Below are 14176 nucleotides of genomic sequence, written 5' to 3' on the forward strand. Positions count from 1 at the left end.
GGCTTGGCTTGTGGCATCTATCGGCTTCGGCTTGTTCTCCAGCGGGCTGTGTCACTTCGGCCGGGTTCTTCGCCAAAGCGGGGGGCCCGGCCGATTGCATTTCCGGCCCGCGCGTTCAGCCGATGTGGGCCCCGCGCGGCAAGAGCGTCAGCAGGTCGTACTTCACCATCCACAACAGGCCGCGTTCCAGGAAGGGACGTCGTCCGGCAGGCGTATCAGCGACCAGGTCGCGGATGGCGCGCTGGGAACCGCCCGACAGCCGCTCGACGATCGCCAGAGCCTCGGCTTCCGTAGGGCCGACGAAGCCGCCGAAGGTGGCCAGCTTGGTGGCGAAGAGGGCCTTCACGTCTTCGGCCGTCCGGCCCGGCGTCAGCATGAGCATGGTGGAGGGGCTGGACCATTCGGTGGCGTAGCCCCCGAACAGGTGGAAGGGGTCGAGCCGGCGCGGATTGGGGGACACGTTGCGGGGATAGGAGGGCGCAGGCCCAGCCGCCGCGCGGCGGGCGGCCATGTCGTCCCACAGAGCCTCGTACTGGGGGATGACGGCGGACCAGTCGAACAGGGAGCGAGCGCGGGCCTGGGCCGCCCTGCCCATGCGGCGGCGCAGGTCGTCGTTTTCGATGAGGTCCAGCAGCCCCTGGGCGGCTTCGTCGACGGAGACAGCGATCACCTGGCTGGCGGCGCCGACATACAGGTCATAGCCGATCCAGTCGTTGGTATGGCGATAAGCCAGATCCCGCCCGGCCCCGGAGGCCGGGGCGTAGGTAGCGGCGCGGAAGCCGTCGACGCCGTGGCGCAGGGTGTCGCGATAGCCGTCCCAGTCCGACACCACGCCGGGCAGACCGGCGGCCATCGCCTCCAGAGGCGTCAGGCCGAAGGTTTCCTGGATGTTGTCCGACAGCGAGATGAACAGGTCGGCGACCGACCAGATGGAGAAGCGGGTGCCGGCCTCGCGGCCATCGACCTCGCGATAGCCGACCGAGGGACACAGGGCCCGGCATTCGTCGTGATAGGTGCGGCCGTTCTCCTCACTGGTGGCCCAGCCGGCCTGGACCCAGAAGACCTGCTTCGACGTCCGGCGCGCCGCCGTTTCCAGGGCCAGGGCCATGGGAAGCGGGTTCATCTTCACCGCCGCGTTGAAGCGGCCCATGTAGAGGACGACGATTGCGTCGTCGGGGATGTCCAGCCGCTCGCGCCAGGCCTTCCTCTGCTCGGGCGTGGTGGAGAAATCCTCGGTGTTGATGGCGAGCGGGATGGTGACCAGGCTGGGCGTCGGCACGCGGGTGGCTCCCAGCCGCTCTTCCAGGTCGACGCGGACGGCTTCGAGCTCGACCTCGACGCTGGCCCGGACCGCCGTGGAGGTGCAGATCAGGGTGTCCCAGGGATCGACCGGCGCCGTCATCAGGTCGGCGATGGAATCCATGATGTCCATCGACGCCGTCGTATGGGTGATGCCGCTGACGCCGTAACCGCGGCGCAAGCCCGCCATGTTCCGCCGCCAGCCCTCGCGCGCGACGTTGGGCTGGGGCAGGTGGACGTTGCCGGCGCGGGCCAGGCCGGGGCGATCGTGGCGCGGGATCCAAGTGACGGGCCGGTTGATGTCCGCGAGCTCGGCCAGCATTTCAGCGAGCGCTTCAGGCTTGCGGTTGGCCACGTTCCAGAAGGCCCACTGGCTGGCGCGAGAGTGGCGCAGATAGCCGCGCAGAAAGCTCTCGCCGGCGGACTGACGCCCCATCAGGGCCCGGCCCTTGGTGTCGAAGGCCTCTGGATTCAGATAGATGGCGACGTCGGACATGGACGATGTCGGGCCTCCCCTGCCCGGCTTGCCGGGCCTGTCTAGAGCGTGGCCGCGACGGGCGGAAGAGCCACGATGGCGCGTGCAAGTCGTCCAAGGAGTGCAAGGCGCGTGAGTCGTCCAAGGCGTACATGGAGTCCAGCGACGCTGGACGGGCCCGCGGGCCGGCCCGCCCGCAGACCGGCGATGTATAGCGTAGGCCTGCGTCAGTTCCGGACGTAGGCGTCAGACACCCTGATCCGGGACGCGAAGCGCGCGGCGCATGGCGATGTAGTCCATGGCGGGCGGGTTCTTCTGGTGGCCGCCGTCGCCGCGGGCGAGCGCGATCGGCGGGGAGCGGCGGCGCTTCTCGATGGCGACCAGGCTGTCGAAGATGGTGATGGAGGGAATGGTCACGGCCGCCATGACCTGATCGGCCTTGTCGATGGGGGCGTGATACCAGGCGTGCATCTGGTCGATCAGGTCCTTGACCTTGCCCATCCAGGTGCCGGGGTGGCCGGGGGCGCCGCCGCCGTGGCTGGGGAAATAGCTGGTGTGGGTGTCCTCGACGATGAACAGGCCGCCGTTCGAGACGATCGGGAACAGGGCGTCGAAGGTGACCAGCTGCTGGCGCATGGTGTGGCCGCCGTCGTCCAGCACGACGTCGATGGAGGGCACCGCCGCCTTGAACTGGTCCCAGAAGGCCGGGTCGCCCTGGTCGCCGATCCAGATCTCGAAGCCGTGCTTGGTCATGGCGCGGCAGTTCGGGTCGACGTCGACGCCGATGATGCGGGCCTGGGGGCCGAGGTAGTCGCGCCACATCATCAGGCTGCCGCCGTTCTGGACGCCGATCTCGAGGAAGGTCAGGTCGCGGCCGCGCCAGGGCGTCAGCAGGCGGTCATAGGCGTCGAAATAGTCGATCCACTTCTGCACCGCCCGGTCGGGGCCAGCGATGAAGGCGTCGAGCAGGGCGTTGCCGGGGCGGATCATGGGCGGGTTCCTCGGGGCTTACTGTCCGAGTCGTGCCCGCGCCGACGCTTGGGATCAAGGGTGTGGGGTGTCGGGCCGAGCGGCCCGGCCCAGCCCGGCGCGCAAAAGAAAGGGGCCGCTCCTTTCGGAGCGGCCCCAGACTTTGGTCTGACCTCGAAGGTCGCGGACTTCTTAGATGAAGTTCGAGAAGTCGAGGTTGGCGAGCGTGCCACCGGTGACGAAGAAGGCACCGTTGGCGGTGACCGCCGCAGCGTCCAGGGCCGTGAAGACCCAGGCGCCCGAGCCGTCCGACAGGGCCACCACGACCACCGTCACGTCGTTGCCGGCGAGGCTGAACGTGCCGTTGGCGGCGGTGAGAGCCGCAGCGAAGTCGGCCTGCGTCGTCTCGGCGTAGTTGGTCGCCGTGATCGGAGCGCCGTTGAGGTCGAACACGTCCCCGGCCGTGAAGTCGAGGTAACGGTCGGCCGTGGCTTCGGTCATGCCCGTATCGCCGGTTGCGATGACGAACAGGTCGTTGCCAGCGCCACCCGAGATGGTGTCGGCGCCCACGCCGCCGATGACGGTGTCCGCACCGTCGCCGCCGGAGAGGTTGTCGTCACCCGCGCCGCCGACGATGCTGTCGGCGCCCGCGCCACCCGAGATGGCGTCAGCGTCGTCACCACCGTCGATGACGTCGTTGCCGTCGCCGCCCGAGATGGAGTCGGCGCCCACGCCGCCGATCACGGTGTCGTTGCCAGCGCCCGAGGACACAGCGTCAGCGCCGAGGCCGCCGTCGATCGAGTCGTTGCCCGAGCCGGTGGTGATGCTGTCCGCGCCGTCACCCGAGACGACGGTGTTGTTGCCTTCACCGCCCTGGATGTTGTCGCCGACCGCGCCGCCGGTGATCGAGTCGTTGCCGTCACCGCCCGACAGGACGTTCAGGCCGTCGCCGCCGATGATGGTGTCGTTGCCGGCATCACCCGCGATGGTGTCAGCGCCTGAACCGGCGGTGATCGAGTCGTCACCATTGCCGCCCGAGACGTTGTTGGCGCCGTCGCCCGCACCGATCGTGTCGTTGCCGTCGCCGCCGGAGATGGTGTCAGCGCCAGCCAGAGCGGTGATGCTGTCGTTGCCGGCACCGCCAGCCAGGTTGTTGGCGCCCGCACCGGCCGAGATGGTGTCTTCGCCGTCACCGGCCGAGACCACATCGTTGCCCGCGCCCGACGTGATGTCGTCGTTGCCCGTGCCGCCGGTGATGTTGTTGTTGCCGTCACCAGCCGAGATGGTGTCGTTGTCGGCGCCGCCGTCGATGACGTCGTTGCCGGTGCCGGCCGTGATGTTGTCCTGGCCGTTGCCACCGTTGACGGTGTTGTTGCCGTCGTCGGCACCGATGGTGTCGTTGCCGTCATCGCCACCGATCAGGTCGTTGCCGAGGCCGCCGGTGATGTTGTCGTTACCGGCTTCACCGTTGATCTGGTCGTTGCCAGCGTCGCCCTGGATCTGGTCGTTGCCGTCGCCACCCAGGATCACGTCGTTGCCGTCGGCGCCCAGGATGGTGTCGTTGGAGGCACCGCCCGTCAGGGTGTCGTTGCCGAGTTCACCGAACAGGGTGTCTTCGCCCAGATCGCCGAACAGCTGGTCGTCGCCGTCGCCGCCCTGCAGCTCGTCGTTGCCCTGGCCACCGATCACGGTGTCGTTGCCGAGGCCGCCGATCACGAGGTCATTGCCCAGGTTGCCCTGAACGAAGTCGTTGCCGTCGCCGCCGTTGAGCTGATCGTTGCCCTGACCGCCGAACAGGAAGTCGTCGCCGGCGTCGCCGAGGACAGTGTCTTCGCCCTGGCCGCCTTGCAGCAGGCTGTCACCGCCAGCGCCGCCTTCGACGACGTCGTTGCCGTTGCCGCCCAGGATCTGGTCGGAGTCGTCACCGCCAAGCAGGCTGTCGTTGCCGTTGCCGCCGTCGATCGAGTCGGCGCCGTTGTTGCCCAGCACGGTGTCGTTGCCTTCACCGCCCGCGACCACGTCGTTGCCCAGGCCCGCGTCGACACTGTCGTCGCCGTTGTCGGCGCCGATGTTGTCGTTGCCGTTGTTGCCCTGGATCGAGTCAGCGCCGTTGCCGCCGTTCAGAACGTCGTCGCCGTTGCCGCCGGTCACGGTGTCGGCGTCTTCGCCGCCCTGGATGGTGTCGTTGCCGTTGTCGCCGAACAGCGAGTCGGCACCGAGGTCGCCGAACACCAGGTCCGCGCCTTCGCCACCGAACACGGTGTCAGCGCCCTGGCCACCGACCAGGGTGTCGTTGCCGTTGGCGCCCGAGATGGTGTCGGCGCCCAAGTTGCCCTGGACGAAGTCGTCACCGTTCTGGCCGTTCAGGTTATCGTCGCCCTGACCGCCGAAGATGAAGTCGTTGCCGTTGCCGCCCAGCTGGACGTCGTTGCCCAGGTTGCCCTGCAGCAGGTCGGAACCTTCGCCGCCGACCAGCGAGTCGGCACCGTTACCGCCGAAGATCTGGTCGTCGCCGTTGTTGCCGGTGATCGTGTCGTCGCCGTCGTTGCCGAACAGCAGGTCGGCGAAGGCGTCGCCGTCCAGGCTTTCCGAGGCGGCAGCGCCGTAGATCAGGATGGTGCCGTCGGCGAACTGGAAGGAGTTCACGCCCGAGACGGCCGCGCGCGAGAAGTTCAGCGACGTCGTGCCGGTGCCGGGGTTGGCGATGGTGATGGTCTCGGGATCAGCGCCGAGGGCCGGGTTCACGGTGATGACCGTGCCGGTGGCGGTGCCGTTCGAGAAGAAGATGACGTCGGTGCCAGCACCGTCGCCGGTGTAGGCGGTGGCTTGCGCCTGCGTCGCCGTCCGGAAGTCAAGATTGGCCATTAAGGTTCTCCAAAAAGTGTCACAGACCGTGGTCCGCCGTCGTCCGCCCCCACCATGGAGAACGTCTAAGCGCAAGCCCGCCCTTCGGCGCTTGTAACCAAGGCGGTAGAGATTGCAAGCCGGTTCGGCGGCGGGGGAAGATCAGTGCCGCGACCGGGCGACCCCCGGTCTTTCCAGATGTCGCACACAATCCACGACCGAATATCCACGCCGCCGGTTTGCCAATGGCCTGTCAAGCTGGCTGACGGTCAGATTTCGAGGCGGGATCGCCTGCGGTCGGACCAGATCAGGGTCAATCGGTCAGAACGCGATGCCTGTCAGGAGTCTGAAGTCTTGCTGATCGTCGGCGTAGAGTGTTCTCAAATACACAAGATCGTCTGACCGCATTTCAGCGAACTCGCCGTCTGTTCTGCCGACGTGACTTTCCAGCGGTCGCACATCGGCCATCGGATCGACGCCCAAAAATTCACAGACGTTGCGGAGAAACAACGACGGGTCCGCGCGCAGCAGGCGAGTGTCGCCGAAGAATACCTGCCCACGGGGGAAAAACCCAAGCAGGCGCGTGACTTGTGCGCCGTAGAAGCCACGCTCCACATAGGAATGCACCCGGTGATGGCCGGGCGCGGCCGGATCGTCGACACGGGACCGGCCCGCGCGGATGGATTCGGAGAAGGACAGGGGCTCCACCCCCCTGGCCCGCTCCATGCGCCAGTGGGACCAGGCGCGCTCCACCGGATCCCGGAAGACGAGGATCAGCTTCATGGCCGGGTTGTAGGCGGCGATGCGGGGCAGGCTGGGCGGCCAGTAGAGATAGATAGGCGTGGCCTCGCCCCGGAGCCGTCCGTCCGCCGGAGCGAAGCGGGCGTGGTAGGCGGCGTCGTCCGGGGCCGACCAGTCGACGCCGAATCCCTCGCCGTCCCGGCCCGGCGAGCCGGGGCCCTCGTCGTCGAAGAAGTGGACCTCCTTCTCCGGGGCCATCGACAGGTCGGGGTGGGCGACCAGGTAGTCGAACAGGGCCGTGGTGCCGCCCTTCTGGACGCCGGCTATGAGGAAGCCGACCTGCTCGCCCACCTAGTTCTCTCGCAGGCTGTTGCCGATCATGGAGCCCATCGGCCCGATCAGATAGGCCATGATGGTGCGGCGACCCGTGCGGATCGAGGCCTGGACCGGCATGCCGGGGCTGAGCGCCACGCCTTCCGGCAGCTTCTCCAGCTCCGACGGCTCGATGCGGATCTCGGCGGTGAAGTAGAACTGGCCCTGGTCGTTGGTCAGGGCGTCGGCCGAGACGGTGACGACCTCGCCGTCCAGCTTGGGCATGTCCTGGCGGGCATAGGCGGTCAGGTCGACCGAGGCGATCAGGCCAGCGCGGACCTCGTCGATGTCGGAGGGGCGGATCTGGACCGCGACGATCAAGGGCACGCCCGAGGGGACCACGTCCATCAGGGGCTCGCCCGGCTGGGCCACGCCGCCGACGGTGAACTGCGTCAGGTTCAGCACATAGCCGTCGACCGGGGCGGTGACGCGGGTCTGGGCCAGGCTGTCGCGGGCGGCGTCCAGGCGCGGGCGCACGTCGGACAGGCGCGTTTCGGCGTCTCTCAGGCCGGTGGCGGCCTCGGCGCGGCGTTGCTCCATGATCTGGGCGAGCTGGAGCCGGGTCTCGCCGGCCTGCTGCTGGTTGCGGGTGATGTCGGCGAGCAGGCTCCCGCGACGGCCGCCGAGTTCGGCGAGGGTGCGCTGACGCGCCAGGATCAGGGTGCGGGGCGCGAAGCCGCGCTCGTACAGGGTCTGGTAGCCGGCCAGCTCCTCGCCGATCAGCCGCATCTGCTCGTCGATCGACTGGACCTGCAGGTTCAGGCCGGAGCGGGCGGATTCGAGCTGGAGCAGGCGCTGGTCCAGAATGGCCTTCTGGCCGTCGACGGCTTGCAGCCGGGTGGTGAACAGCAGGCTCTCGTTATTGACGGTGTTGGCGACGCGGGGGTCGCTCATGCGCTCGCGCAGTTCGGCGGGGATGATCAGGCCGCGCTGCCCGGTCGCCTCGGCGGTGAAGCGGGCGTGCTGCATCAGGGCGACGTCGTACTGGTTGGTCAGGACCTCCAGCTGGGCCTTGGCCACGGTGTCGTCGAGCTGGATCAGGACCTGGCCGGCGCGGACGGACTGGCCCTCGCGGACGTTGATGGCGCGGACGACGCCGCCCTCGCGGCTCTTGAGCGTCTGGCGGTTGGATTCGACGCGCACCTGGCCCGGGGCGATGACGGCGCTCCAGATCGGGGCGAAGCTGGCCCACAGGCCCAGGCCGACGACGCAGACGGCGATGATGGCCAGGCCCGCCATCATGGGGCGGCGGATTCGGGCCTTGGTCTCGCGCGAGGCGGCGGGCGCGGTGGCGGTCGTGCCGAAGGCGGGAACCGGGGCGGGCGCGTCCTCGAGGAAGAAACGCCGGACCTCGGCCCAGCTGAAGCGGGAGAGCAGCGTCTTCATCGGGCGCCTCCGGAGGACTGGGCGGGCGTGGCGGTGGCGGCGATGGCCTTGGCGGCGGTGTCGGCGGGGACCGGCGACTGGTTGGCCGGAGTCGGCGACGTCTGCGGCTGGGGCTGGGCCGCGTTGTTCGCGGCCAGGCGGGCCATGACTTCGGCCTTGGGCCCGAAGGCGTCCATCTTGCCGTCGCGGATCACCGCCAGCATGTCGGCGTCCGCCAGGATCGAAGGCTTGTGGGAGATGACCACGGCGGTCGTGCCGGCGGCCTTCATCTTCTTGAGCGCCAGCAGAAGGGCCTGTTCGCCCTGGGCGTCGAGGTTGGCGTTGGGCTCGTCCAGCACGATGAAGGCGGGATCGCGCAGCATGGCCCGGGCCAGGCCGACGCGCTGGCGCTGGCCGACCGACAGGACGACGCCGCCCTGGCCGCCCAGCTCGGTGTCGTAGCCGTTGGGCAGGCGCACGATCATCTCGTGCACGCCCGCGTTCTGGGCCGCGGCGATGACCTCGGCGTCGGTGACGTCGGGCATGAAACGGGCGATGTTGTCCCGCACCGTGCCGGCGAACAGCTCAGTGTCCTGAGGCAGATAGCCGATGTGGGCCCCGAAGTCGGTGCGAGACCAGCCGAACACATCCGATCCATCCAGCCGGACCGAGCCCGCCAGCGGCGGCCAGACACCGACCAGCAGACGGGCCAACGTCGACTTGCCGGCGCCCGAAGGGCCAACGATGCCGAGGAAGGTTCCGGCCGGGACCGCGAAGGTCAGGCCGGTCAGGATCAGGCGGGGGCTGCCCGGGGCGCCGAAGCTGACGCCCTCGACGCTGAGCTGGCCCTTGGGACGGGGAAGGGCAGTGCCGGGCTGGGTGGGCTTGTATTGCGAGAACAGGGCCTGGAGCCGCTCATAGGCCTGGGCGGCGGCGACCAGCTGGGGCCAGGTGCCGACGGCGCGCTCGATGGGGGCGAGCGCCCGCGACGACAGGATCATGTTGGCGAACAGCATGCCCGCGCCGATGCGGCCCTCGAGGATCAGATAGGCGCCCAGCGCGATGACCCCGACCTGAATGGCCATGCGCACGAATTTGATGGCGTTGGACCAGACCTCGGACGCCTTGCCCGCGTCGACGCCGTGATCCAGCGCCTCCTGCCGGTGCTTCATCCACTGGCTGCCGATGTGGGGCAGAAGGCCCATGGCGCGCACGACCTCTGCGTTGCGTAGCCCGGCCTCGGTGAATCCATAGCTCTTGATGGCGGCGTCGTTGGTGCGGCGCAGCGCCGGGCGGCTGGCCCGGTCCTGCATGATGGCCAGGAAGGCCAGCACGATCGCGCCGATCAGGGTCAGCACCCCGACCCAGACGTCGATCACGAACAGGACGGTCAGATAAAGCGGCAGCCAGGGCAGGTCGAACAGGGTGGTGATGCCGTTCCCCGTGGCGACCGAGCGGAACTGGTCCAGATCGCGCAGGGCCTGGGAGCCGACCTGGCCCTCGCGCCGGGTGACGCCGTCGAACAGTGCGGCGAAGACGTGGCTGGAAACCTGCTGGTCGAAGGAGACGCCAAAGTTCATCAGCACCCGCGCCCGATAGAAGTCGATCAGGCTGGAGATCAGGAAGACGAACAGGGTGCCTGCCGTCAGCACAATCAGCGTCGCCATGCTGGCGCTGGACAGGACCCGCCCATAGACCTGGTTGGTGAAGATCGGCAGCGCCAGATAGAGCGCATTGGTCACGAGGCTGAACAGGGCCGCGACCATGATGGCCGTGCGCCCGTTCCTGATCGCCGCGGTCAGCAGCGTGTCCTTCTTGGCGGCGGCGTGGGCGGCGGTCATTCCGGCATGCATCCAGAGGTCCAGACGCAGGCCCGGACGGAACGGGCGGAGGAATGCGGACGAAACCGCTTGCTGTCAACGAGAAATGTATCGTATCTGATGACAAAGGTCGCGGATACGACGATGCTCGACACGCCTGACGCCCCTGCTGAAGCGCCCGATCCCGCCCCGTCACGGGTGGCGAAGCCGGTTGCGCTCGGCGCGGCCGACGTCAAGGCGATCCTGAAGGCGGAGCTGAAGCGGCGCGGCCTGACCTACGCCGACCTGGTCGAGCGGCTGGCGCAGCAGGGCGTGACCGAGACCGAGGCCAATCTGCGCAACAAGATCAGTCGCGGCGCCTTCACCGCGACCTTCTTCATGCAATGCCTGATCGCCGCCGGATGCGAGGCGGTGCAGATCACCCCGCCCCGGCGCGACTGACGCCCGTCAGACCAGGGACTCGATCGGCCCGATCCAGGCGCGGCCGTCCGGACCGATCTGGCCGTCGGCCGGATCGTAGAACATTCGCTCCAGATAGCGCAGCGCTTCGTGCAGGTCGGAGGCCTCCAACTCGCCCGCCGCGCGGTTGAGGCCCTGCAACGAGAGGCTGGCGGCCAGGATGGCCTCGGGCGCATCCTCGTCACCGGCGCCGGCGAGAGGGGAGACCTGGATCAGGTCATCCTTGGAGGCCGACGCCATCTGCGAGGCCGCCTGAGCACCGTCGGCGTTGTCGAACGCGATGGCGCGCTGGGCGACCGACAGGCTGGCCTCACCGACCACGTCGAAGATCATGTCTGGACCGTCCGGCGCGGAGGCTGGGGCCGGATCGCCGCCGTCGAGGCTGACGCCCGAGGCCGCGTCGCCCTGACCTTCGCCCGAAGGGATCGTCAGCGCCGCGTCCAGGTCGGCCTCCGCGACGGGCTTGACGCTGATCGTCTCCGCCGGACTGGCCGGGGCGCCCGGCGAGCGCCCTTCGGCGAAGCCATACTGGATGTAGTGCCGGGTCGCGGCCTCCAGATCGTTGCCGAAGGCGGCGCGCAGGTCGGCGTGGGCGTTCAGGTAGTTGGTCGCGCTGAAGGTGATGCCGCGTCCCTCGGCCTGGCCGTTCAGCACGTAGTGGCGCGAACCGGCGTTGCCGTTGGTCCCCAGCGATCCGATCAGGTCGGTGTGCGACGCGATGTAGGCAAGGCCGTTGAAACTGTCGGCCACCCGGCCCTCGGCCTGCCCTGACTGGACGTAGTGCAGATAGGCGCCCAGCGGGTTGTTCCGATAGGCGGCCAGCAGGTCCGCATAGCCGACCATATAGCCATAGGCGTCGAAGCTCTTGCCCGCCGAGACGCTCATGTCTTCCGGCGCCGCGCCGGCGAACCAGCCCCATTCGACCCCGGTCAGGACGTCGATGTCCGCGGCCCCGTCATAGACACGCCAGCCGCCACCCGCGACCGCCTCGACGTAGTACTGGTTCACGGTCTTGGTGTAGGCGGCGATGTCGATTCCGTCGCCGCCTGTCAGGGTATCGGCCCCAGCCCCGCCCTGCAGCGTGTCGGCCCCCGCGCCGCCGAACAGCTGGTCGTTGGCGAGGTCGCCCAGGATCAGGTCGTTGGCGTCATCGCCGTAAAGGCTGTCGTTGCCCTGGCCGCCCAGCAGGGTGTCCGAGCCCGCGCCGCCGGTCACGATATCATTGCCGATGTTACCCTGGACGAAGTCGTCGCCCAGCGACCCCGACACGGTGTCCGCGCCCTGGCCCCCGAAGACGAAGTCGTTGCCGTCGCCGCCATCGACCGTGTCCTCGCCCTGGCCGCCCTGAAGCAGACCGTCATCGCCGGCCCCGCCTTGGAGCGTGTCGTTGCCGACGCCGCCGAACAGGGTGTCTGAACCCGCGCCGCCCGTCAGGGTGTCGTTGCCGTCTTCCCCCTCCAGCGTCGAACCGATGAGCGTGACCGGCACGACCGCGTGGTTCGGTACGGAGACATGCAGCGTGTAGGAGGCGTTGGCCGCCGGAGCCTTGGTGACCAGGCTGGAGCCCGAGCCTGACGACCATTCCGAGACCTGGACGTAGTAGGTGCCCGCCGTCTGAACGGTGAAGGTCAGGAAGCTGTCGGTCCGCTCGCCGCCGTTGTCGCCGTTGTTGTCGTCGTTCGAGGCCAGTTCCGTCCCGGCCGCGTTCAGCAGCTTGACCACGCTGTCGAAGGTGGCCCCATCGATATCGATGGTGATGGTCGCGCCGGCCCCGACGGTGAAGGCGTAGTATTCGACGTCGCCGTGGGTGCGGGCCACGACGGTGGCGTGCGGGACGGTCGTGGAGCTGCCGACGTCGTTTCGCGCCAGCAGATCGAACCCGCCGTCGATGTTGACAGCCGTGCCGATCGTCGCGTTCGCCGTGGACTGGGCCTTGACGATGTCGGGGGCGCCTCCGCCCTGGCCGGGAGCGCCGGTGGCCGACAGGCGATCATCGCCGCCGCCGCCGCGGATGCTGTCCGCGCCGCCGCCGCTTTCGATGACGTTCGAGCCGCCGTCGCCGACGATGGTGTCGGAATAGACCGATCCGGCCACGTTCTCGAAGCCGGACAGGCTGTCCGAACCGTCGCCGCCGGACGCGGTTCCGGCCGCCAGGCTGGCCGAGACGCCGGACCCGTTCGCGCCCTGGAACACCAGCCAATCCACGCCGTCGCCGCCAGCGAGCGTGTCGTTGCCGCCTCCGCCGATGACGGTGTCGGCGCCCGCCCCGCCGTCGACCCGGTCCGCGCCGGTGCCGCCGTTCAGGCTGTCGGCGCCGCCCAGGCCGTTGATGGTGTCGGCGCCGCCCAGACCGTTCAGGATGTCGTCGGAGCCCGATCCGTCGATGGCGTTGTCGGTGACGTCGCCGCTGACGTTCAGGCCGCCCGTCGGGGCCTGTGTCGCGACGGACTGATCGGCGAACTGGAGGGTCTCCACATTCGTGAGGACGTCGGTTCCGTCCGGTCCGCTCACGGTCGTGCGCACGCCGTCGAAGCTGATGGTGTAGGCGCTGCGGTTACCGGAATAGACCGCCACGTCATTGCCGAGGCCGCCGTCGATGGTGTCGGCCCCCGCGCCGCCGGTCAGGCGATTGTTGGCTCCGTTGCCGATCAGGCGATCCGCGCCGGACCCACCGATGGCGTTCTCGATCACCGCGCCGATGGCGATGGCAACATTGCCGGTCAGGCCGCCGACGTTTGAGAAGGCCCCTTGGCGCAGGTCGATCAGCGCGGCGTCGGCATAGCCAGAGAAGTCGAGCGTATCGATACCGCCGGCGTCCCACACCGCGAAAATCACGTCCTGAGCCGCGCTGGTCGCCGAGTACCAGCTGCGATCAGCGTTGGAGTTGAAGCCGTAGACTGTGTCGCCGGTCCGGGTCGTCGTGTTGACGCCATACAGACGCTGAATCGCAGCGATGTCGTCCAGCAACGGGGCGGCAGAATACTGCCGCGCGCCCGAGGCCGAGTTGAAGTTCCCCCCGGTGTTGGTCTCGCTGAAGTAGGACATCACCGTGTATTGGCGGGTGTCCTCGTAATAGACGGCGTCGTTGGCGTAACTGATCGTCACACCTTCGCCCGCGTTGTAGGCCGCAGGGTGCGACAGGCCGATGGCGTGGCCGATCTCGTGCGTCAGGACCTGGAAGCCGTAGCCCAGCAGCACGGGCGATGAGTTGTACGACAGGCTGCTGTTGATCCAGACGTCACCGGCGTTGGAGGTCGCGCCGCTGGAGCCCGGCAGATAGGCGAAGGCCGCCGACCCGCCCTGTCCCGAGGTGTAGTTCGAGAACAGCATGGTGGCGTTGTTGGAATAGCCGTCGCCGTCGTTCACCCGGGTGAAGGTGATGTTGGCCACGTCCGACCAGCCCTGCAGCGCCTGGAGCGTGATCCCGATCTGGACCTCGGTGAAGCGCTCGAAGCCCTGGGTGTCGGTCGGCAGGGTCGTGGGTGCCGCCGAGCGGAAGGCAAAGGTGACGTTGGCGGACTGACCGAGGCCAGTGCCCCAAGTGATGTTGGAGCGGCCGATCTGGGCGGCCGCCTGGTCGGTAGTGAAGCTGGTCTTGCCATTGGGGCCCGCCCCGCCGCGATCATCCGCGTTCAGGGCGTCAAAGGGCGAGACGACACCGCTTTCGTAAACCGCATGAAATCCACCGCAGCAGCTGCACAGCGGATAGCCGCCGACATCGCCAAACCCCGGCGTCGCGCCGGCACCCTCACGAAACGGCATCAATAGCCCCGATTTTCACGCCCTACCGGACGCCTTCCTACCGCATTTCTGAAACGGTTTCGCGCTTCAG

8 protein-coding genes are annotated in these 14176 nt (G+C 68.5%); 1 reads left to right on the forward strand and 7 read right to left on the reverse strand.

The genetic code is table 11. The annotated features are described in order from the left end of the window. Window positions 1–115: 115 nt before the first annotated feature. The 6 genes from Q333_RS0101255 to Q333_RS0101280 form a co-directional block, all read right to left on the reverse strand. On the reverse strand, window positions 116–1795 hold the full coding sequence (locus Q333_RS0101255; RefSeq protein ID WP_051651036.1) for a glycosyltransferase family 4 protein: 1680 nt from the start codon (window positions 1793–1795) through the stop codon (window positions 116–118). A 225-nt stretch (window positions 1796–2020) separates the two neighbouring features. Then, the gene (locus Q333_RS0101260) at window positions 2021–2764 is read right to left on the reverse strand and encodes a class I SAM-dependent methyltransferase (protein ID WP_051651037.1); all 744 of its coding nucleotides are present in this window, start codon (window positions 2762–2764) and stop codon (window positions 2021–2023) included. Between the two features lie 171 nt (window positions 2765–2935). After that, window positions 2936–5608 carry a beta strand repeat-containing protein gene (locus Q333_RS0101265; RefSeq protein ID WP_051651038.1) on the reverse strand — a complete coding sequence of 891 codons (2673 nt, stop codon included), beginning with the start codon at window positions 5606–5608 and terminating at the stop codon, window positions 2936–2938. Between the two features lie 300 nt (window positions 5609–5908). Then, a complete protein-coding gene (locus tag Q333_RS0101270) occupies window positions 5909–6679 on the reverse strand; it encodes a sulfotransferase (protein WP_051651039.1) in 771 nt (256 codons plus the stop codon). After that, the gene (locus Q333_RS0101275) at window positions 6680–8086 is read right to left on the reverse strand and encodes an HlyD family type I secretion periplasmic adaptor subunit (protein ID WP_245591448.1); all 1407 of its coding nucleotides are present in this window, start codon (window positions 8084–8086) and stop codon (window positions 6680–6682) included. Further along, window positions 8083–9906, reverse strand: a complete 1824-nt coding sequence (locus tag Q333_RS0101280; protein ID WP_051651040.1) for a type I secretion system permease/ATPase — start codon at window positions 9904–9906, stop codon at window positions 8083–8085. Before Q333_RS0101280 ends, Q333_RS0101275 begins: the two co-directional genes overlap by 4 nt. Before the next feature lie 123 nt (window positions 9907–10029). On the opposite strand from Q333_RS0101280, the gene Q333_RS0101285 reads away from it, so the two are divergent. Next, complete coding sequence (locus Q333_RS0101285; RefSeq protein ID WP_211249676.1) at window positions 10030–10326, forward strand: DUF6471 domain-containing protein; 297 nt, start codon at window positions 10030–10032, stop codon at window positions 10324–10326. 6 nt (window positions 10327–10332) lie between these two features. Here Q333_RS0101285 and Q333_RS17790 read toward each other — a convergent pair whose 3' ends face one another. Next, window positions 10333–14106: a M10 family metallopeptidase C-terminal domain-containing protein gene (locus Q333_RS17790; protein WP_051651041.1), complete on the reverse strand. Its 3774-nt coding sequence runs from the start codon at window positions 14104–14106 to the stop codon at window positions 10333–10335. Window positions 14107–14176 lie beyond the last annotated feature (70 nt).

Source organism: Brevundimonas bacteroides DSM 4726, from assembly GCF_000701445.1.
GTDB classification, from domain to species: Bacteria; Pseudomonadota; Alphaproteobacteria; order Caulobacterales; family Caulobacteraceae; genus Brevundimonas; species Brevundimonas bacteroides.